Genomic DNA, 20,318 nt, shown 5'->3' on the forward strand with positions numbered 1-20,318 from the left:
TTTTTCATTAGAGGAGAGTTGTTTGTTTTCATCCATGCTCCTCCTTATCTGTTCTATATAAATACTTCCCCTTTATTCACTGTCCGTATTTTCAATTTTCCTGTGGATGGATCAAATTCAATCGTTCTTCCGCTGCTTCCACCTACATCCATTGAAACTATAGGAATTTGAAGCGTTTTTAACTTCACCTTTACCGCTTCAACATTTCGGGGGCCTATCCGCATAAAATCAGAACCCTTGGAGAAATAAAACATTTGCGCTCCACCAGCTAGCTTTGCTTGTAATGTATATTTCCTTGCTCCATTTATACATAACAGCGAAATTAATATATCTATTGCTGTATCTGCATATTTGTACTCATTACGTTTTTTTTTGTTTGTTTTGATTGGAATCAGGAAGCATGATATGCGCTAAGCCAGCTATTTGTTTTGATAAATCATATATCACAACGCCAACACATGAACCTAAGCCGGATGTTCGAATGATATTTGGAGCTTTAGCAAAATTTAAATCTGCTATACCCACTTTAACTATGCCTTGCGAATTATTCATCATTTTTTATTCCTAGTGAAGAAAATAGTTTTTGGATTGCCTCTACTTCTGGTAATAAAAATAAGTATCCAGTAATGCCATTATTTGTACCGTCTTCATTTATTTTTGTATCAATAGTAATCGCATAATCAGCAACTTGTGATAGTTCAAGTAAACCAATCGTTACGATTGACCCAGCCATATCTATACTTAGATAAGGAATAGAAGGCTTCATGTTGGTATTTGTAAAATCCGATAAAGCGGTTAGATATGATCCGACCAAAATATTTCCTAATTCTTGCAAAACTGATATTGCTAGTTCATTCGGCGATTTCGTATTTAAAAAATCTATTTCAATATCTGAAACCATTTGACTTACTAAGTGCTCCGCTTCCTCAATTGAAAAAATAAAATACATTGTCCCAGAAATCTCCCCATGAATACGAAAAAGAATAGCAACAATTACATTTTCATGTCCCCCTATCATATCCATCATTTCATCAAAAGTAATGATTTTAACTGAAGGCACTTGCATATTGATTTTTTTGTTCATTATTTTAGCCATAGATGTTATAGCATTTCCTGCCCCGATATTACCTATTTCCTGTAAGGCATCCTTTTGTATACTAGATAGATTAGTAACTTGCATTTTATTATCCTTCCGCCATTTTTAACTCATCCATCTCATCATGTGTTAGTATCTTTTGTAAATAAAGTAAAATAAGTAGTCGACTTTCCAAATTTACAACTCCTTCAATATAATCAACTCCGATAGCACCTACCACTTCTGGTGTTGGCTCAATTGCATCTTCGGGTATATCAATCACATCATTGGCACTATCTACGATCAGCCCTACTTCCACATCATCCATGTAGACAATAATAATTCGAGTTGCTTCATTATTAATTGCTGGTTCTATACCAAAACGAACCCGTAAATCAATAATTGGAATCACTACACCTTTTAGGTTAATAACGCCTTTTATAAAGTCTGCTACTCGCGGGATCCTGGTAATTGGTTGCATTCGTTCGATCGAACCAACTTGATCAATGGAAATAGCATACTCTTCATCTTTTAATTGAAAGACAATAATTTTTCTTTTCGTACTGTTTTTTTCCATAAGAAACTCTCCCTCGTTGAATTGGCTAAATCATTTTTAACTAGCTATTTTGTGGTCATAGAAATACTTACCTTTCAAACTGCATGCGCCTGCTACTCGATCATTCATACGGATAACCATCTAAAATTAACCCACTAATTTCTTCAGGCGCAGGATGAATAATATCCTCTGGCACTTCCTGTCCATTGGTCAAATAAGCAATCTCGATATTATAATTTAAAACCATGTTTAATATGCTCCCATATTGCTTTGTTTCATCGAGTTTAGTAAAGATGGCCCTATTAATAGGAAAATCATTAAACCGTTCTTTTAGTTCCGTTATATCTTTAGCTTTTGAGGTTAGAGATAAAACAAGGAAAGTTTCTACATGACTATCAAAATCAATCATGTTTTTTAGTTCACTGATATATTTATCGTCCCGGAAATTACGACCAGCTGTATCGACAAGGATAATATCATAGTTTTCAAATTTTTTAATTGCTTTTCGATAGTCTTCTGCTGTATAGGCCACCTCAAGTGGAATATCTAATATTCGTGCGTACGTTTTTAGTTGATCTACCGCTGCTATACGATACGTATCAGTGGTGATAAAAGCAACCTTCTTATGGGATTTTAGTACATCTTTTGCTGCTATTTTAGCTATTGTTGTCGTTTTCCCTACTCCTGTAGGGCCAACAAAATGAATAATTTTACTTTCTTCAGTTACGTCTTGAAAAGAACAAGCACATAATCTTTTTTCGATTTCTTTTTTAATGCTGTGCATAATCAGATTAGCAGATAAATTCTCTTTTCCCTCTTCTTGTTGTTCAATTGCTGAATCCAGGAGATCTTCTGAAAGATCAGCATCTATTTCTTGATCTAATAAATATTGATATATTAATTGATAATTCGATAAAAACCTACTATTATTTCGTGCTGTATCTTGCACAATTAAGTTTCTAAGCTGCTTCACCTCCATTAACACATCCTGATTTGTGCGCGTACTGGCTGTTTTGGTTTCCCCAGATACGGAGGGGGTTTTCAATATTTTCTTCCTTGTTGTAGGTAAAGGATCAGGGTCAAGGGCAGCAATAACTTCTATTTTATTTTTCTTGAACAATCCCAAAATGCTTCTTCGTTTTACCTCCCTGGAATTTAATATAATCGCTTCGGATCCTAGTTCTTTACGAATTGTATTCATTATTTGTGGCATGCTTGGCCCTACATACTTTTTTACTTTCATGCTACATTCACCACTCCCACGCTTTGAACATGAACATCTGGCTCTAATTCATTATAGGATAATACCACAACCTGAGGTAAAAAGCGGTCTAGCAACTGTTTTAAATACATTCTAATAGCTGGGGAACACAATATAACAGATATTTCTTCTTGAATTGTTAGCTTTTCTACCTCAGCATGGATGTTTTTGATAATTGCCTCCTGTGTATCCGGATCTAACGATAAATAATTCCCATGTTCCGATTGCTGTACATTTTCAGCAATCATTTTTTCGACTTTTCCTGATACAGTAATAACCTTTAAAGACATTTTTTCATTGGCATATTGTTTTGTTATTTGGGAAGACAAGGACTGCCGAACGTATTCAGCAAGTAATTCAGTATCATTTGTTAACTTCGAGAAGTCGGCTAGTGTTTCAAAGATAATCGGTAAATTACGTATGGATATATTCTCCTTCAGTAATTTTGAAAGCACTTTTTGAATTTCACCAATTGATAACGGCTCCGGTGTAACTTCTTCTGTTAAAATTGGATAGCTTTCTCTTAAATGGTCAATCAGTTGTTTTGTTTCCTCACGTCCGAGTAATATATGAGCGTGCTGCTTAATTGCCTCGGTAATATGTGTAGATACAACAGACGGGGGATCAACAACTGTATATCCAGACAATTCAGCTTCATCCTTATTATTTTCACTAATCCATTTTGCCGGCAACCCAAATGCTGGTTCCTTTGTATCAATCCCATCTAAATCATCATTATCTATATCTGGTGCCATTGCTAAAAAATGATCCAACAAAAGTTCTCCAGAAGTAATTTCATTTCCTTTTATTCTCAATCGGTATTCGTTCGGATTTAATTGGATATTATCCCTTATTCGAACAACGGGGATAACAACTCCTAATTCGATTGCTAATTGACGGCGAATCATAACGATCCTCTCAAGTAAATCTCCTCCCTGATTTGCATCTACTATTGGGATGAGTCCATAACCAAATTCGAATTCAATTGGGTCCATGTTTAATAAATTAACTACATTTTCTGGAGTATTCATAGCTGAACCTTCGGCTTCTACCTCATCTTCATCATTCATTTCTTCTTTCTCTTGTGTCTGTTTTAATAATAGATATCCACTAAGTGCAAGTAGGCTTGATAGAATCGTAGTCAAAAAAAAGTTGATCGGTGTTAATCCAAGTAAAAAAATAGTTCCTGCTGCAATAAATAATAGTTTAGGGAATTGTAATAACTGACCAGTTACATCACTGCCTAAATTACCATTCGTAGATACTCTAGTAACAACAATTCCGGTTGCAGTAGAGATTAATAATGCGGGAATCTGACTAACCAGTCCATCTCCTATCGTTAGTCGCATATATATATCAATCGCCTCTTGAAATGTGAAATCCATTTGGACGATACCGATAAGAAGACCAAAGATAATATTGATAAGGACAATCACTATTCCTGCAATTGCGTCACCTTTTACAAATTTACTAGCTCCATCCATTGCTCCATAAAAGTCTGCCTCGTTTTCTATCTTTTCGCGCCTTTCCTTCGCTTGCTGTTCTGAAATTAGACCAGCGTTTAAATCTGCATCCACACTCATTTGTTTTCCCGGCATTGCATCAAGCGTGAAACGTGCCCCAACCTCAGAAACACGTTCTGATCCTTTTGTAATTACAATAAATTGAATAATGACAAGAATAATAAATACAACAAAACCGACTAGCGGGCTGTTTCCAATAACAAATGTTCCAAATGTTTCTACCACCCCTCCTGCATCTGCTTCTGATAGGATCGATCTCGTTGTTGAGACATTAAGCCCTAAACGAAATAATGTTAAAAGCAATAAAAGAGAAGGAAATATAGAAAATTGCAAGGCTTCTTGCGTATTCATCGAAACTAATATAACAATAAGTGCAAGGGATATATTGCACAAAATTAATATACTTAATAACCATCCAGGTAAGGGAATAACTAGCATAATAATAATTAATATAACACCTAAAAGTACAGAAAGATCGCGTGCCTTCATCATTTTTCTCCTTATTGCATAACTTTAAAATTATGTAACACCTTTCTCGTTGTCTGCTAAGCGATAAACATAAGCTAGCACCTCAGCGATAGCTTGATAAAAATGTTCAGGTATTACATCACCAATATCAATTACAGGATATAGGGATCTTGCAAGCCGCTTATTTTCAACTGTGACTACATCATTTTCTTTTGCGATTTCTTTTATTTTTAATGCTGTGTAGTCCACTCCTTTCGCTAGGATATAAGGGGCGTTTGCTTTTTTTTCATCATATTTTATTGCAATTGCATAATGTGTTGGATTTGTAATTACTACATCTGCTTTTGGAACCTCACTCATCATCCGCTGCATTGCTATCTGTCTTTGTTTTTCTTTCATTTTTGACTTTATCAGAGGGTCTCCCTCCATGTTTTTATGCTCATCTTTTATGTCTTGCTTAGACATTTTCATATTTTTCTCGAAGTCATATCGTTGATAAGCATAATCAAATACAGCTAAAAATAATAATGCTATCGTGGTCATAATCCCCATGTTGATAGTGACATTGCCAAAAAATGTCAAAGCATTGTCAATATCTTTAAAAGATAACATCAGTATGTCATCCTTATAAAACCAGATGGACATAAAAGTAATTGTTCCTATAAATGCTATTTTTAATAGTGATTTTAGCAATTCTACGACAGCACGCAGCGAAAATATCTTTTTTGCACCTTGAATTGGGCTAATTCTCTTTAAGTCGACTTTCACTGACTCTGCTGTAAACAAAAAACCAATTTGAATCATGTTAGCCGCCACCCCTGCGACTGCTACCACTACCATAATCGGAATAATCATTTGTGCCGCTACTAATGTTACCTCTATAAATAACTGGTGTACTGCGTTTTCTGTGATCTCCCAATGAATATACTCTGTGAAGGAATGTTCATATAATCTTATCATTTTGCTTTTCATAAAATTTCCAAAGAAAATTAACGTTGTAAATGAAAATAATAAAATAATCGCCGTATTTATGTCCTGACTTTTTGCAACTTTTCCTTTTTTTCGTTCATCTTGTCTTTTTTTCGGAGTAGCTTTTTCTGTTTTTTCACCTGCGAAAAACTGCAAATCTAATTTTAACTGCAAGCTAAGCACCTCCAAATAGTTTCATCAATCCTTGCATCGTATCAAACATTGTTTCAAATAAACTTTTTGCTAATACGATATACAGACTAAGAAAAAATAAAATAACTACAAAACTCACGAATATTTTTAATGGTAAACCTACAACAAATACATTTAGTTGCGGAACCGCCCTGGCGATTATTCCAAGCGCCACATCCACTAAAAACAAGCAACCGACAATTGGTATTGCCATTTGAAATGCGATAAGAAAAGCTTTATTAAAAATAGTAATGATAAATTCAGCAATGTTACCATCTTTAAATGGAATAAAAGCATCTGCCGGAATGAATTGGTAACTATAATAGATTCCATCTATTAATAAATAATGCCCATTGACCGATAAAAGAAATAAGAGTGCGATAATGTAGAAATATTGACCTGTTAATGGGCTCTGTACACCCGTCTGGGGATCAATTACATTAGCAATTACAAAACCCATTTGAAAATCAATGAATCCACCTGCGATTTGGACTGCTGAAAGGATCATAGAAGCAGTTAATCCTATTAAAACCCCGACAAAAACCTCTTTCATAAGCAATAAGAAATATAATTCATCTACCTGTATTCCCGCTGCATTGATAGCAGGGAACATTACTATAGCCAGAAAAAAACTAAAGCCAATTTTAAAGGGCATAGGAATCGTACGATATGAAAATAGTGGTAATGTAACAAAAAAGGAAGTAATACGTATAAATAAAAGCAGGAAAACAGGAATATTAGCTAAGTTAGTCATATTGAGTAACATCGTTTTAACCTACAAATCGATTTAAGTTTTGGAAAACTTCTGCCGTAAATTCAACCATTTTTGTTAACATCCAAGGTCCAAAGAAAACCAAACCAACTAAAACAGCTACAATTTTCGGAATAAAGGCAAGGGTCTGTTCTTGGATTTGTGTTGTTGCTTGAATAATACTTACAATCAGACCTACGACAAGTGCTAAAATAAGCAATGGCCCCGTAATTAGTAAAATCGTATAAATCCCTTTTTCCGCTAACGTTAAGACAAATTCACTACTCAAGCACATACACCTTCCCTTGTTCAAAGAGCAACTTCATTTATTGGAACCCATCTAATAATGAGTGTGTTATTAAATACCAGCCATCAACTAAAACAAATAGTAAAATTTTAAATGGCAATGAGATCATAACTGGTGGCAGCATCATCATCCCCATTGACATCAAAACACTTGCCACTGCCATATCAATAATTAAAAAAGGTATAAAAATCATAAAACCCATTTGAAAAGCGGTTTTTAATTCACTGATAGCAAAAGCTGGCACTAGAGTCGTAATTGGAATATCCTGAATACTCTGAGGTTCGTCCATCTTCCGGTAGTTCATAAATAATGCCAAATCTTTTTGCCTAGTATGTTTTGCCATGAATTCTTTCATTGGGACACTCGCTTTATCGTATGCTTCATCTAGTGTGATATCCTCACTAAAAAGCGGTTGTAATGCATCGTCATAAACTTTTCCAAAAACAGGGGACATAATAAAAAACGTTAAAAATAAAGCTATCCCAATCAAAACTTGATTAGGTGGCATTTGTTGTGTCGCAAGTGATGTACGCACAAAAGATAGAACGATAATAATTCGTGTAAAACTAGTCATTAAAATTAATATGCCAGGTGCGAGCGATAACACCGTAAACAATAATAATAATTTTACTGACGTGGAAACAGATGAAGGATCAGAATTAGAAAACATATCTACGAACTCATTCATACTTATCTTCCTCTTGGGTTTTCTTTCTTATAAATTGATCTTTGGTTTGTTTAAGTTTAGAAAGTTCCGTAGAAAATAGCTTTTTAAACTCTTTTTCTGATTGTTTTTCTTTATTCGTGTCTTTATTTAATGTTGGAAATATGGACAAAAGCCAAGACGATGTTTGTAGATCCGTTCGTTCTTCTTTCCGAATCAAATCCTTTTTTACTTCTTCATCTGTAATTTCATGCAGCATTTCAACGTTATCACCAACCCCGATTAAATATAATTTTGTTCCAATACGTACGATTTGAACTGATTTATTTTGGCCTACAGAAACACCACCAAGGTTTTCAAGAGACTTTACTTGTTGAAATAATTTATTTCTTTTATTTAAAAACTTAACGAACAGATAAATTAGTGCCAAAACTAAAAATAAAGCAAGTACCATTTTTAACAAATCAATGATGATTGTTCCGGTACTTCTTTCTTTAAATCCAGTTCCCTCTTGTTCCATTTCTGAATTATTTAAGCTTTCTTTTTCCTCTTCTGAACAATTAGCGTGATTTTCCAAACAATCAGCCACATTGGATTCTTTTGCTGCAGCATATTCAGAAAAGTTAATCAAAAAGAAGATACTTAAAAATAAGGTGCTTAAACAAACTTTTTTCATTAATACCCACTCGATTCTTAACCTAAGGCTTTTTGTATAGCTTCCAGGACACGATCAACCTGAAAAGGTTTCACAATAAAATCTTTAGCACCCGCTTGAATGGCATCAATAACCATTGCCTGTTGGCCCATCGCTGAACACATAAGTACTTTTGCATTTGGATTAATTTCTTTAATTTGTTTTAAAGCGGCTATCCCGTCCATTTCTGGCATGGTAATATCCATTGTCACAAGATCGGGCATAAGTTCCTTATATTTCTCAACTGCTTGTAAACCATCCTGCGCTTCTCCTGCAATAGTAAAACCATTTTTTACGAGTATGTCTTTGATCATCATCCTCATAAATGCTGCATCATCTACAATCAAAATACTTTTTCCCATTCTATCTTTCCCCTGCTTTCTATTTAAGTTTCATAATACGATCTGTTTGACTTATGATATCTGTTACTCTGACACCAAAGTTTTCATCAATAACAACAACTTCTCCTTGAGCAATTAGTTTACCATTAACTAATATATCCACTGGTTCACCAGCTAACTTATCAAGTTCAATGACCGAGCCTGATGATACATTCAAAATCTCCCTAATGGTCCTCTTTGTTCTACCGAGCTCTACTGTGATACTTAAAGGAATGTCTAAAAGCATATCCAAATTTTTCTGTGCATTTTGATCTAGCTCTACATGATTAAATTCGGAAAATGAAGCTTGTTGAATTGTGGCATGTTCCCTATCAATAGCATTTCCGATATATTGCGGTGCTGTATGACTTTTTTCCTGATCCTGCATCGGCTCTTGGATATTGATTGGTTTTTCATGAGCTGGTTTTTCAAATTGTTCCACTGTTAATGCGGCTTCATTGTTAGTATCCATCGTCGGTCCATGTAACAAATGACTCACCAATTCATTTGCAAATGGAATCGGTATAAGCTGCATAATATTGGAATCTATTAATTCACCAACTTTTAATTGAAAAGAAACCTTTACAAAAACTTCTTCCTGTGCATCAGGCCTCATGCCCTCTTCTGTCTCCTCTGAACTTACTAGTTTAATAGAAGGTGGTGATATATCAACACGTTTATCAAAAACAGTGGACATACTAGTCGCAGCCGCTCCCATCATTTGATTCATTACTTCTTGTACAGCACTTAGATGTATATCATTTAACTCTTTAGTTGGAGAAGTACCATCTCCACCAAGCATAATATCTGAAATAATTGCTGCATCTTCTGATTTAATAACGAATATGTTTTTTCCTTTAAATCCTTCTATATAGTTCACCCGAATGCTTACATATTCAAAAGAAAACTCCTCATAGATTTCTTCCTTATTAATTATTGAAACTACCGGTGTCGTAATCGCCACTTTTTGTTTCAGTAATGTTGAAAGTGTTGTAGCGGAACTGCCAAAAGAAATATTTCCTATTTCACCTAATGTATCTATTTCGATCGTTGATAAATAATCACCAACATTTGATTCTGACCCATTCTCATCTTTATCCGAACTTATTTCTAAAAGAGCATCAATTTCATCTTGGGAAAGCGTATTATCCGGCATTTATTTCTCCCCCTTTATTTCTGACAATATTTGTACAGACATGTTATTATTATATTTTCCCGGTTGAATATAAAACTTCGGTTCATTATTTATAGTTAGAGTAAGCGGATGATCTATTGGATTCTTTAAAGCAATAACATCACTTTTACTTAGGTTTATGAACTCCTGAATCGTAATCGTTGCTTCCCCTAAAATTGCTTTTGCTTCTACTTGGGCATGTTGAATATTTTTAGATAGCTTTTCAAAAGCTTCCGGATCTCTTTTTTTAGTATTTGTTTGCATCCAATAATGGACTGACAATTTCGATATGATTGGCTCCAATACGATATGGGGAATACAAATATTAATCATTCCACTCGTTCCCCCAATTTCCGTATTTAATGAGACAACAACTACTGTTTCATTTGGTGATACCATTTGTAAAAATTGGGGGTTGACTTCAAATTCTTCTAAAACAGGATTAATTTCTACAATCGTTGACCAGGCTTCTTTTAATTTATAAATTGCCTTTTCAAAAAGTTGTGACATAAGGATGGTTTCTATTTCTGTTAAATTATCAATCTTATTGACACTGTTTCCTTTTCCGCCAAGAATTAGATCAAGTAATCCATAGGCAATATTCGGATTTACTTCCATTAAAACGTTTCCTTCAAGAGGTGCCACGCTATAAATATTTAACACTGTCATTTTGGGTATCGAGCGAATAAATTCCTCAAATGGTATTTGATCGACAGACGCGACCGAAATATTAACATAAGTACGTAATTTAGCAGAAAAGAAAGTAGTCAATAAGCGGGCATAATTTTCATGAATTCGACTTATACTTCGAATTTGATCTTTTGAAAATCTTAGGGCTCGTTTGAAATCATAGACACGCACTTTTTTTTCATTTTCTTCTTTTTTTTAATTCTTCTGCATCCATTTCACCAGACGTAATTGCAGATAAAAGCGCATCTATTTCATTTTGCGAAAGAACTTCATCTACCAAAAAAATCACCTACATATTGGAGTTTTACATTTATTGATGAATGATACAGTCATTGTAAAATTTTACTGATTGTATACACATCTGTTATTTTACCTTCTGACATTACATCGTTTACTTTTGATTGAATATCTTTTTCTAATTCGGATAAATTTGTCCTCACATCACCCTCATCCATTTTAGTTAATTCTTTTATTAATATATTTTTCAATTGAAATTCACGTGTTGTAATTTCTTCCTTCGCACTTTCGCTATCGGTTAAAATTTGGAATTGGATCCGAACAAAACTTCCATCCTTTAAATCTGTGGTTATCTCAGGTGTTTTATACGAATATTCAACCATTTTATCAATCGATTGCGCTTCACTTTTTTCAGGTTTCTCCTTTATGTAGATAAAAACAGCGAATATAACTACTCCAACCAAAAGTAAAAAAAGAAAAATAATCATTGTTTTAACTAACTTACTCAACATTCACACCTACTTCATGAGATAATCAGTATCTAGGTAGAATAATGGCTTATCACCCTTTTCCTATTTACTTAGTTTATCTCTTTAAATTAACTAGCTCTTGTAAAATCTCATCAGAAGTTGTAATAATTCTCGTATTAGCCTGAAAACCACGTTGAGCTGTTATCATTTCGGTAAACTCCTCTGATAAATCTACGTTTGACATTTCTAGTGCACCACTGACAATTGAAGTTTCAGCATTCCCACTTTCTGGTGCAACAATTCCTCCAAAACCCGCATTAGTTGTTTCCAAATACAAACTATTTCCGTCCTTTTCGAGACCACCTGGATTAGAAAACATAGCTAAACCGATTTGACCTGCACTTTCCTGGTTACCATTTTCAACATAAGTTACATCACCATTGGTTTGTATATTAAAATTTGATGCATTTTCTGGAATACTTTGAAGAACATTTCCATTTGTTCCAACAAGTTTGTGTCCATCTGCATTCACAATGAAACCATCATTGTCTAAATAAAAATTACCGGCACGTGTGTATGCCTTCGTACCATCTCCCGTGTCCAGTACAAACATTCCGTCTCCTTCTAATTGTAGGTCTAGTGTTCTATCCGTTGTTTGTTTGGAACCTTGTGTATGTATGTTATCAATCGTACCAAGCTGCGCACCTGTTCCCACTTGTTTTGGATTGACACCTCCGCGGTTTGGGGTAGGTCCTTGTGCAGCAGATGACATTTGACTCATAGCATCTTGAAAAGTTGCTCTTCCTTTTTTAAAACCAGTTGTATTTACGTTTGCAATATTATTACCTATTACGTCTAATTTTGTTTGAAATCCTTTCATACCTGATATACCTGAATACATGGAACGTAACATTTTATTTTCCCCCTTATTTTTATTTGATTTTATCTCTACCATCAATGGCTTTGAGATTTTTGGCATGCACTCATTTTATTGTCAGTCTTTTTCAGCAGTTGTATCGTTTATTTGCAAAATAGAGTCTGCATATACTTCTTCCCCATTCTCTAATGCTAAGATAGCCCAGCCATCTTTTTGACTTACAGCTATTACATTACTAGTCTCAACATCTAATTTTTCTCCAGTTTCTTCATCAAACGTTGGATAGGAAACATTGGTACCCACCAGATGACTGTATTTAATAACTGGCGATATTAGCTGACTCTCCACTAGATTATCTATGGAAGACCTCATATTCATTAACTGTTCCAACGAGGAGAAAGTAGTCATTTGAGAAACAAATTCACGATCATCCATTGGATTTAATGGATCTTGGTTTTGCAATTGTGTCATCAAAATTTTCATAAATTCATCTTTTCCAAGTTGGTTTCCTGGACTTCTAGATGTAGACTGATTTTTTAAATATAACGTTGTATCTATCGTGGGCATTTTTAACACCTACACTTTCTCATTCATTAATAACTCATGAAAATGGACCTCTGTATCCTCATTTGATTGCTTATTTTGCTTTGATTGTCCAGGATGATTTTGATCCTCTTTATTTGCTTGCTCCTGTTCTCTCTCTTTTTCATATAATTCTTGGTTGGATTGAAAATTCACATCTAGTTTTTCAATGGTAATCTGATGTGGTGAGAACATACTTTTAAGCTGATGTATATTAGATTGCAATATCTCTTTTGTTGCCTGGGACGTAACAATTATTTTTACTGTCATGTCACCACCAACCTGTGTTAATCGAAGCCTTATTTCTCCTAAAGTATCAGGACGAAGTGCAATGGATAGTTGGTTTATCCCATTAGGTTTTGCTAAAAATTTACTTCTCCTTATTATGTTTTGAAATTGATCCATGATATCCTGATCAACTGGATAAGAACCTTGTATCTGTGACATATTCACATAAATCGCGTATTGCTCCAGCTTAGATATTGACATGCTTGAAAAAGAACTACCTAATCCAGCAGGTTTATACCCAAAGGAATTATTATTCATTACTTTTTGAACAAAATTAACAATGTTAGACTCTGTCACATCAGAATCCAAATCACCATATTGTTGCAGGGCAAACTGATGCTTTCTTTGAAAGACGTCTAGTAAGCTTCTCCAGATTTTCGTTTCTATTGTATCTTCGTTCGTTTGTGGTTTAATTTGGTTTTCCTTCGCATTATACTTCTTTTCTAACATTATCCATTGTTCAATGAATGCTAAAAGCTTTGGTGCTATTTTTTTGATTTCTTGGTTGCTTGAAACTTGAGCAATTAACTTCTCGGCCTTTTGTACTATTTCTGTAAAATACTTTTTGATTTCTACATCTGTTCTTCCTAAATTATCTTGTATTACTTTTTGAGGTTTGGCGTCTTTATAACTGCCGATAAAAGATTTTATACCCTCAAAAAAATGATCAGAATTGACTTTTATATCTTTCTGGTCATTTAAATGATTAAGAGGTATACTTGGTATTTTATAAACTATTTTGGCGACATCTGCGTGAGTATTATCCTGGACCATAGTGGATTGGTTTCGTTTATTATGTGCAGTATGTAATGCCTTCCAATTCTTATTTTCTTTAAGAACCCCGTTTATCATTTTCATTTCTGTTATTTCGCTTTCGCTATAATAATCCTTATTCATTGTTTCCGATTGCTTCAATGCTAGAAGTTCCGCTTTTATCGTTTTGTTGAAATCTTGTTCATTAGAAACTTGCGTTAATTCCTCTCCTTCCTTATCTCTTATTCTAAGAAATGGAGATATTGACGAGAGATCTAATGAAAACATCTGTTCTTGAAAACTAGGTATTAAATTCGAATCCCAATCAGATTTACCTTTCTTTTGAACAACGAGGGGAATAGAGGACTGGGGTTCTTCCCCTTCTTCTAGGATTTTTTTAGGTCTTGTGAACCAATCATGGTGAAAATTAACAGTCCTTCTTGAGTCTTTTTCAAATTTTCTTCTTTTTTCATTACTCATTTCATCATCAACGTTTTTCTGGTTATTGAATAGTTGGTGAAAAAAGTTACCTCTCTCTTCATTCTCATTTATATTATCTTTCGTAAAACTTGAAGAATAATTTTCTCGGGTTAGTGGATGAATATGCATCTCTGCACCCCCTCTCAAATATGTATCTATTCACTAATGTTAATCAAGAGCTGTGTATATTCCGCTGCTAAGCTAGGATCCATTGCTTCAAAAATTTTACCACGCGCATCATTTGGTAATTGCTCTAAAACAGCAAGACCTACTTCCTTATCTAATTTTTGAAATATCAGGGCTGCTTGTGTCTCATCCATCTTTTTAAAAGAGGCTGAAACGGTTTTTATTGTATCTCTCTTCTCTAGCTCTTTCGTTTTTTCTTCTTCCTTAACAGTTTTTCCGCTTTTATTTTTGTTTTTCTCTTTTATCAAATCTTGCTCTAATTGATCAATGGTACTTTCAAGATCATCAATTTTTTTATTTAACTGTTCAATCTCCTTATCTTTATTAGCAATTTTTGTTTTTATCCTCTCTGTATTATTCATTGCATTCTCCTTTTTAGAGGAAGTAACGAGAGAGGAAACTACTGGTAAATTAATCCTAGATTTTTCCACCCAGTCAATTACATTGAAACCTGCAACGGATAAGATAACAATGGTTATCAATGTAACAAGAATAAAGGGAATAATGATGGCGTAAAAAAACCATCGTACTGTATTCTTTTTATTATTTTTACTATTCATCGACTTAGCCATATCCCTCACCTGATTAACTTCGAATATGTTGTTGAATTGAAATTTCATCCATTGCTAAATTTTCATCTTTCTTTTCTTTTTCTTTTTTAGACATTTCTCGATGCTTTAGAATGGATTGAAATTTTTTCATTTCAATATGTGCATCTTTCAGTTTCATTTGCTTGAAATTCATTACATTCCTTGCTTTGTTAACCTCTGCTTGTAGATTGATAATTTGTTTATTTAATCTTTCAATATAGATCATCTGCTCCCTAATCTTTTCAATCGGTACTTCTTTCTCTACATTGCTATCATAAAAGCTTTCTGCGTCTTCTTTTCTTTTTAATAGTGTATATAACTGGTTAGCAACCTCTTCGAATAAGGTTATTGATTGATTAAATGCTTTTTGTGCATCTGTCTTTTCTTTTTCGTATACACGTAAAATTTTAGATAACGCGATCGTTTCAGCCATTAATCCATCCCCTCACTAAATAACATCTGCATTTTTTCAATTGCATTTTCTAGTGTTTCCTGTTCAAATATATCTTGTTTTAAAAACGCTTGGATTTTTGGATAGTAAGCTATTGATCTGTCTATCTCATAATCAGTTCCTTTTTTATAAGCACCAATATGAATTAATTCACTATTTTCCTCATATGTAGCCATTAATGTACGTACTTGTTTTGCCATTTCACGATGCTTTTGATCCGTTATGTGATTCATTACACGACTAATTGATTTCAATATATTGATCGCTGGAAATTGTCCTTGCTCAGCCAACTTTCGATCTAACACAAAATGCCCATCTAAAATCCCCCGTACTGTGTCTGCTATTGGTTCATTCATATCATCCCCATCTACTAAAACTGTGTAAAAGGCCGTTATCGTTCCCTTTTCACTAGAACCACTACGTTCCAATAATTTTGGTAATATAGCAAATACAGATGGTGTATATCCTTTTGTTGTCGGAGGCTCTCCAGTTGCCAACCCAATTTCTCTTTGTGCCATAGCTACCCTAGTAACGGAATCCATCATTAAATTAACCTGATAACCTAAATCACGAAAATATTCACTAATTGCTGTTGCTGTATAAGCTCCTCTTATACGCATAAGTGCCGGTTGATCTGAAGTAGCTACAACAACAATTGTTTTTTTCAAACCATCCTCACCGAGGTCTTTTTCTATAAACTCTCTAACTTCCCGTCCTCGCTCACCAATTAAAGCTATTACATTTACATCCGCACTACTATTACGTGCAATCATTCCAAGTAGTGTACTCTTTCCTACCCCACTTCCCGCAAAAATACCAATTCGCTGTCCTTGTCCAACTGTTAACAATGAATCAATCGCCCTTATCCCTACTTGAATTGGTTCTGATATCGGCGCGCGTAACATTGGGTTCGGTGGCGATTGTTCAGTTATGTAATTTGATAGACCTTCAGGAAGTGGAGATTGATCAAGTATTTGCCCTAATGAATCTACTACTTCGCCAATTAGTCTTTGTCCAATTTTCACTGTGAGCGATCTTCCTGTAGCTTCTACTAAACAACCTGGTCCAATTTCTACTACTTCTGTATACGGCATAAGTATAATTTTTTCACGATCAAAACCAACCACTTCAGCGAGAACGGGAGCTTTACAGTTTTTTAATACATGTATATGACATACTTCTCCAATATTGGCACTTGGTCCATGCGATTCAATCATAATTCCAACTACTCTTAAAACCTTCCCATACCGCTTATATGGATCTACTTTGTCAATGGCAGTAAGTAAATGGTCTATATTCATTGTTTATTCTCCATCACTAATTCAAGCAGAGTATTACGTATTTGTTGTAATTGTGTATCAATACTTGCGTCTATTTGTCCAAAGGGATGTTCAATTAAACAATGGCCTTTTTCTGCATTCTTATCGATATGCAATGTAATATCTTTTTTATTTTCAAAAATATATTCTAATTCCTCTTTTTGTTGTAAAACATTTACGTAGTCATCGGGATTTAAATACATAATAATATCTGTTTGATCTTTTAATTCTTTGATCGCCTCTTTAACAATGATTAAAAATGCTTCAGGATTTGTCGATAGGTTTTGTTTCAACACTTTTTCCGCAGTTTGAATAGCTATTGCTAAAATCATATCTTCATTTTGTTCCACTGTATGATGGTAATCTACAATAGCTGCGTCTATTATCGTATTTGCCTTTTCTAATAAATGCTCATATTGTTGGACACTTTCTTGCCTGCCTAATTCAAAGCCCGCACGATATCCTTCTTCTTTTGCTTGTTCCAAGTAACTTTGTTTTTCGATCTCCCAAATTTCTTTTTCCTTTTCAATCTTAGCCTTCGTTTCATTTAAAATATCTTGTTGTTGTTTTCTAAGTTTTTGTAACTTTTCATATCCTATTTGTATTTCCTCTTGTATCGCTTGGTATTCACTATCGTAGGATTCCCCCTCATGAATCTGTGCTTTATCCTTAATAAGTTCAATTGGTTTTATTTTAATTACTCTTTCTGTTAATTTTAAAGGGCTGGAAGAATAGAGCTTAGACAATTATGTCATCACCTCCACCTCGAGCAATTACAATTTCTCCTGTTTCCTCTAGTTTTCGGATAACCGATACAATACTTGTTTGCGCATCCTCCACTTCTTTTAATCGAACTGGACCCATATACTTCATATCTTCTTTGTATGTTTCCGCCATCCGCTCAGACATATTTTTAAATATAATTTCTTTTACTTCGTCACTCGCTATCTTAAGAGATAGTTGTAAATCTTTGTCCTCGACTTCACGTATCACTTTTTGAATCGCACGGTTGTCTAAAATAACGATATCTTCAAAAACAAACATCCGTTTTTTAATTTCATTTGACAATTCAGGATCCTGAACTTCTAATGCATCAAGAATAGTTCTTTCTGTACTTCTATCAACCCCATTTAATACTTCAACTACTGCTTGAATGCCTCCAGTTTGTGTATAATCTTCTGTTAAGGAAGTTGCGACATTTCGTTCTAACACTTGTTCCACCTGACTTATAATTTCAGGTGAGGTAGAATCCATTGTTGCAATACGTTTTGCTATATCCGCCTGCATTTCTTGTGGCAGATCAGATAATATTTGACCCGCCTGTTCCGAATCCAAATACGATAAAATGAGTGCAATAGTTTGCGGGTGTTCTGTTTGAATAAAGTTTAATAGTTGTTGAGGTTCGGCTTTTCTGGCAAATTCAAATGGTCTTACCTGTAATGAAGACGTTAAACGATTAATAATATTTGTTGCTTCCTGTTTGCCAAAAGCCTTCTCTAGAACCGTCTTAGCATATCCAACTCCCCCTTGCGAAATATAGTCTTGTGCTAAAGCTATTTGATAAAATTGCTCTAATGTATCCTCTTTTTGTCTGGAATCTACTTTTTTCACGGAGGATATTTCTAAACTTAATTTCTCGATTTCTTCTTCATTTAAATGCTTATAAATTTGTGCAGATACATCTGGACCAAGCGTAATTAAGAGAATTGCTGCTTTTTGTTTTCCTGTTAATCTTTTATATTTTGTCATATGCAATCCTCCTATTCCTCGCTAATCCAGCTTCTTAAAAGCTTCGCAAATTCTTCTGGTTTCTCTTTTGCCATCTTCTCTAACTGTTTTCTGCGGACGATCAATTCACTTTCTGGTTGTTCATCCAGTTCCGGAACATTAACGCGGGGAATCTCCGGTTGTGTTTCCGTTGAAATTGTTTCAGAAACTGGTTCATCTTCTGCGTTTTTCTTTTTATTTCGCAATAATAAAATGATTAAAATGGTAATAATAATTAGCAGAATGGCTCCTATAACGTACATCCAGACAGGAATAAAAGGATGAGCGGTTTCGGAAAATGGCTGATTATCACTGAATTCCTGAAAAACAATAGATATGTTTTCTTCAGGATCAATTTCACCATAATCCTTATCTATTGAGGTACTAACAACAGAATTTAAAATAGAATTAATCCCTTCCTTAACAGCATTCTGATCCTGCTGAGATAAATATTGAATAGCTTTCCCATCCCCATTTTTCACACGATCTACCGCCACCTGTATACCTAAATCTCGAACTTTATATGGGCTTTCGATAATTTCTTTTCGAATTCGATTAAATTCATTGTTGACCGTTTCTTTATCTAATTCATATTGACCCTCTGGATCATCTTCCGTACCTTGGTATGTAGGAATATCTTCATCTCCAGTACCGGCTGTTCCACCAACAGGAGGGGTTCCGGAATATGTTTCATGAACTGTTTCAATACTTACTGGCAGTCCTTCCATATTATCCATGTCAACTGGATGAACAAGTTCCTCAGTCCGGTTTTCTTCCGTGAAATCGACATCTGCTATCACTGAAACAATCACTTTTTCTGTTCCCACTAATGCACCAAGCATTTGTTGAAGTCTTTTTTGAATATCTTTCTCTATATCTTTTTTTACCATCTGCTGATAAGAATGTTTATCTTCATTACCACCAGCATTTTGTGTGTTTTTATCGAAATATTCAAAGTATTGATTCATAATTACGATATTTTCAGCTGGTAAGTTAGGAATAGCTTTTGAAACTAAATGATAAAGTGAATCGATTTGGTTCCCCTTAAACTCATAACCCGGGTTTGTATTTAACACAATTGAAGCACTAGCTTCCTCTGAATTATCACTGACAAACACAGGTTCTTCAGGCATATTAATCATTACCTTTGCATCTTCAATACCATCAATTTCTTTCATTAAATAGGCTAATTCAGTCTGCATTGCGTCGAGTTTCATAACGTTAAATTCATTGTCAGTAACCCCCCAAGAGGAATTTTCACTAAAGGATGAATAATCGATATTACCACTGTTTGGCAATCCCTGCCCCGCAAGATCAACAAGCAATGTATCTACATCATCTTCTGGTACAGTAATCGTAGTGCCAGCCTCTTCTAATTCATATGTAATTCCTCGCGTATCAAGTTCATCTTTAATTTGTCCGACCTCTTGTAGGGATAAATTATTATATAAGGGAACGAGTTTTTTATTCGACTGATAAAAAATTATAGCAAGTATTATGATCAAAATAATCAAGAATGATCCAATAAAAATTAACTTCTGAGATTTTGTTCGCTCCATCCACACATTTTTCGCTGCATTTTGGAAGCTTTTAATTTTTTCCTTCATAAATTCC

At 34.4% G+C, this 20,318-nt stretch carries 21 protein-coding genes and 2 pseudogenes; all 23 read right to left on the bottom strand.

What is annotated here, in order from left to right:
- Positions 1 to 53: 53 nt before the first annotated feature.
- Positions 54 to 552, bottom strand: a pseudogene (locus GZ63_RS16750) (chemotaxis protein CheD).
- Positions 545 to 1,180 (bottom strand): chemotaxis protein CheC, encoded by a 636-nt coding sequence (locus GZ63_RS0111610; protein ID WP_029269715.1) that lies wholly within the window; start codon positions 1,178 to 1,180, stop codon positions 545 to 547. Before GZ63_RS0111610 ends, GZ63_RS16750 begins: the two are co-directional and overlap by 8 nt.
- A gap of 4 nt (positions 1,181 to 1,184) precedes the next feature.
- Positions 1,185 to 1,652 (bottom strand): chemotaxis protein CheW, encoded by a 468-nt coding sequence (locus GZ63_RS0111615; protein ID WP_029269717.1) that lies wholly within the window; start codon positions 1,650 to 1,652, stop codon positions 1,185 to 1,187.
- A 100-nt stretch (positions 1,653 to 1,752) separates the two neighbouring features.
- Positions 1,753 to 2,874 (bottom strand): flagellar biosynthesis protein FlhF, encoded by a 1,122-nt coding sequence (gene flhF, locus GZ63_RS0111620; RefSeq protein ID WP_029269720.1) that lies wholly within the window; start codon positions 2,872 to 2,874, stop codon positions 1,753 to 1,755.
- The gene (gene flhA, locus GZ63_RS0111625) at positions 2,871 to 4,904 is read right to left on the bottom strand and encodes a flagellar biosynthesis protein FlhA (protein WP_029269722.1); all 2,034 of its coding nucleotides are present in this window, start codon (positions 4,902 to 4,904) and stop codon (positions 2,871 to 2,873) included. Before flhA ends, flhF begins: the two co-directional genes overlap by 4 nt.
- Positions 4,905 to 4,934: 30 nt before the next feature.
- Positions 4,935 to 6,026 (bottom strand): flagellar biosynthesis protein FlhB, encoded by a 1,092-nt coding sequence (gene flhB / locus GZ63_RS0111630; protein WP_029269724.1) that lies wholly within the window; start codon positions 6,024 to 6,026, stop codon positions 4,935 to 4,937.
- A 1-nt stretch (position 6,027) separates the two neighbouring features.
- Positions 6,028 to 6,798 carry a flagellar biosynthetic protein FliR gene (fliR, locus tag GZ63_RS0111635; protein ID WP_029269726.1) on the bottom strand — a complete coding sequence of 257 codons (771 nt, stop codon included), beginning with the start codon at positions 6,796 to 6,798 and terminating at the stop codon, positions 6,028 to 6,030.
- Positions 6,799 to 6,814: 16 nt separating this feature from the next.
- Entirely contained in the window at positions 6,815 to 7,084 is a 270-nt protein-coding gene (fliQ, locus tag GZ63_RS0111640) for a flagellar biosynthesis protein FliQ (protein ID WP_029269728.1), read from the bottom strand.
- A gap of 37 nt (positions 7,085 to 7,121) precedes the next feature.
- Complete coding sequence (fliP, locus tag GZ63_RS0111645) at positions 7,122 to 7,790, bottom strand: flagellar type III secretion system pore protein FliP (RefSeq protein WP_029269730.1); 669 nt, start codon at positions 7,788 to 7,790, stop codon at positions 7,122 to 7,124.
- Positions 7,783 to 8,442: a flagellar biosynthetic protein FliO gene (locus tag GZ63_RS0111650; protein ID WP_029269732.1), complete on the bottom strand. Its 660-nt coding sequence runs from the start codon at positions 8,440 to 8,442 to the stop codon at positions 7,783 to 7,785. The genes fliP and GZ63_RS0111650 overlap by 8 nt, the downstream gene beginning before the upstream one ends.
- 17 nt (positions 8,443 to 8,459) lie before the next feature.
- Positions 8,460 to 8,822 carry a response regulator gene (locus GZ63_RS0111655; protein ID WP_029269734.1) on the bottom strand — a complete coding sequence of 121 codons (363 nt, stop codon included), beginning with the start codon at positions 8,820 to 8,822 and terminating at the stop codon, positions 8,460 to 8,462.
- Positions 8,823 to 8,841: 19 nt separating this feature from the next.
- Entirely contained in the window at positions 8,842 to 9,996 is a 1,155-nt protein-coding gene (gene fliY / locus GZ63_RS0111660; protein WP_029269736.1) for a flagellar motor switch phosphatase FliY, read from the bottom strand.
- A pseudogene (gene fliM, locus GZ63_RS16755) lies at positions 9,997 to 10,984 on the bottom strand (flagellar motor switch protein FliM).
- 49 nt (positions 10,985 to 11,033) lie between these two features.
- Entirely contained in the window at positions 11,034 to 11,450 is a 417-nt protein-coding gene (gene fliL / locus GZ63_RS0111670) for a flagellar basal body-associated protein FliL (protein WP_029269738.1), read from the bottom strand.
- A 76-nt stretch (positions 11,451 to 11,526) separates the two neighbouring features.
- Positions 11,527 to 12,324 carry a flagellar basal body rod protein FlgG gene (gene flgG / locus GZ63_RS0111675; protein WP_029269740.1) on the bottom strand — a complete coding sequence of 266 codons (798 nt, stop codon included), beginning with the start codon at positions 12,322 to 12,324 and terminating at the stop codon, positions 11,527 to 11,529.
- A gap of 81 nt (positions 12,325 to 12,405) precedes the next feature.
- Entirely contained in the window at positions 12,406 to 12,855 is a 450-nt protein-coding gene (flgD, locus tag GZ63_RS0111680) for a flagellar hook assembly protein FlgD (protein WP_029269742.1), read from the bottom strand.
- A gap of 9 nt (positions 12,856 to 12,864) precedes the next feature.
- The gene (locus GZ63_RS0111685) at positions 12,865 to 14,520 is read right to left on the bottom strand and encodes a flagellar hook-length control protein FliK (RefSeq protein WP_029269743.1); all 1,656 of its coding nucleotides are present in this window, start codon (positions 14,518 to 14,520) and stop codon (positions 12,865 to 12,867) included.
- Between the two features lie 26 nt (positions 14,521 to 14,546).
- Positions 14,547 to 15,149 (bottom strand): MotE family protein, encoded by a 603-nt coding sequence (locus GZ63_RS0111690; protein ID WP_029269745.1) that lies wholly within the window; start codon positions 15,147 to 15,149, stop codon positions 14,547 to 14,549.
- A 13-nt stretch (positions 15,150 to 15,162) separates the two neighbouring features.
- Positions 15,163 to 15,600: a flagellar export protein FliJ gene (gene fliJ / locus GZ63_RS0111695; protein WP_029269747.1), complete on the bottom strand. Its 438-nt coding sequence runs from the start codon at positions 15,598 to 15,600 to the stop codon at positions 15,163 to 15,165.
- Complete coding sequence (gene fliI / locus GZ63_RS0111700; protein ID WP_029269749.1) at positions 15,600 to 16,919, bottom strand: flagellar protein export ATPase FliI; 1,320 nt, start codon at positions 16,917 to 16,919, stop codon at positions 15,600 to 15,602. Before fliI ends, fliJ begins: the two co-directional genes overlap by 1 nt.
- Entirely contained in the window at positions 16,916 to 17,683 is a 768-nt protein-coding gene (fliH, locus tag GZ63_RS0111705) for a flagellar assembly protein FliH (RefSeq protein WP_029269751.1), read from the bottom strand. Before fliH ends, fliI begins: the two co-directional genes overlap by 4 nt.
- Positions 17,676 to 18,686, bottom strand: a complete 1,011-nt coding sequence (gene fliG / locus GZ63_RS0111710; RefSeq protein ID WP_029269753.1) for a flagellar motor switch protein FliG — start codon at positions 18,684 to 18,686, stop codon at positions 17,676 to 17,678. Before fliG ends, fliH begins: the two co-directional genes overlap by 8 nt.
- Positions 18,687 to 18,697: 11 nt before the next feature.
- On the bottom strand, positions 18,698 to 20,311 hold the full coding sequence (gene fliF / locus GZ63_RS0111715; RefSeq protein WP_029269755.1) for a flagellar basal-body MS-ring/collar protein FliF: 1,614 nt from the start codon (positions 20,309 to 20,311) through the stop codon (positions 18,698 to 18,700).
- Between the last annotated feature and the right edge of the window lie 7 nt (positions 20,312 to 20,318).

It is taken from the genome of Virgibacillus alimentarius, assembly GCF_000709085.1.
Classification (GTDB): domain Bacteria; phylum Bacillota; class Bacilli; order Bacillales; family Amphibacillaceae; genus Virgibacillus_B; species Virgibacillus_B alimentarius.

Coding starts and splice junctions, on each gene's coding strand:
- GZ63_RS0111655 (WP_029269734.1), bottom strand. CDS start 8,822: ATGGGAAAAAGTATTTTGATTGTAGATGATGCAGCATTTATGAGGATG.
- fliP (WP_029269730.1), bottom strand. CDS start 7,790: ATGAATGAGTTCGTAGATATGTTTTCTAATTCTGATCCTTCATCTGTT.
- GZ63_RS0111690 (WP_029269745.1), bottom strand. CDS start 15,149: ATGGCTAAGTCGATGAATAGTAAAAATAATAAAAAGAATACAGTACGA.
- GZ63_RS0111615 (WP_029269717.1), bottom strand. CDS start 1,652: ATGGAAAAAAACAGTACGAAAAGAAAAATTATTGTCTTTCAATTAAAA.
- fliI (WP_029269749.1), bottom strand. CDS start 16,919: ATGAATATAGACCATTTACTTACTGCCATTGACAAAGTAGATCCATAT.
- GZ63_RS0111650 (WP_029269732.1), bottom strand. CDS start 8,442: ATGAAAAAAGTTTGTTTAAGCACCTTATTTTTAAGTATCTTCTTTTTG.
- fliJ (WP_029269747.1), bottom strand. CDS start 15,600: ATGGCTGAAACGATCGCGTTATCTAAAATTTTACGTGTATACGAAAAA.
- fliF (WP_029269755.1), bottom strand. CDS start 20,311: ATGAAGGAAAAAATTAAAAGCTTCCAAAATGCAGCGAAAAATGTGTGG.
- flhA (WP_029269722.1), bottom strand. CDS start 4,904: ATGAAGGCACGCGATCTTTCTGTACTTTTAGGTGTTATATTAATTATT.
- fliG (WP_029269753.1), bottom strand. CDS start 18,686: ATGACAAAATATAAAAGATTAACAGGAAAACAAAAAGCAGCAATTCTC.
- fliY (WP_029269736.1), bottom strand. CDS start 9,996: ATGCCGGATAATACGCTTTCCCAAGATGAAATTGATGCTCTTTTAGAA.
- GZ63_RS0111685 (WP_029269743.1), bottom strand. CDS start 14,520: ATGCATATTCATCCACTAACCCGAGAAAATTATTCTTCAAGTTTTACG.
- flgD (WP_029269742.1), bottom strand. CDS start 12,855: ATGCCCACGATAGATACAACGTTATATTTAAAAAATCAGTCTACATCT.
- GZ63_RS0111610 (WP_029269715.1), bottom strand. CDS start 1,180: ATGCAAGTTACTAATCTATCTAGTATACAAAAGGATGCCTTACAGGAA.
- fliR (WP_029269726.1), bottom strand. CDS start 6,798: ATGACTAACTTAGCTAATATTCCTGTTTTCCTGCTTTTATTTATACGT.
- flhF (WP_029269720.1), bottom strand. CDS start 2,874: ATGAAAGTAAAAAAGTATGTAGGGCCAAGCATGCCACAAATAATGAAT.
- flgG (WP_029269740.1), bottom strand. CDS start 12,324: ATGTTACGTTCCATGTATTCAGGTATATCAGGTATGAAAGGATTTCAA.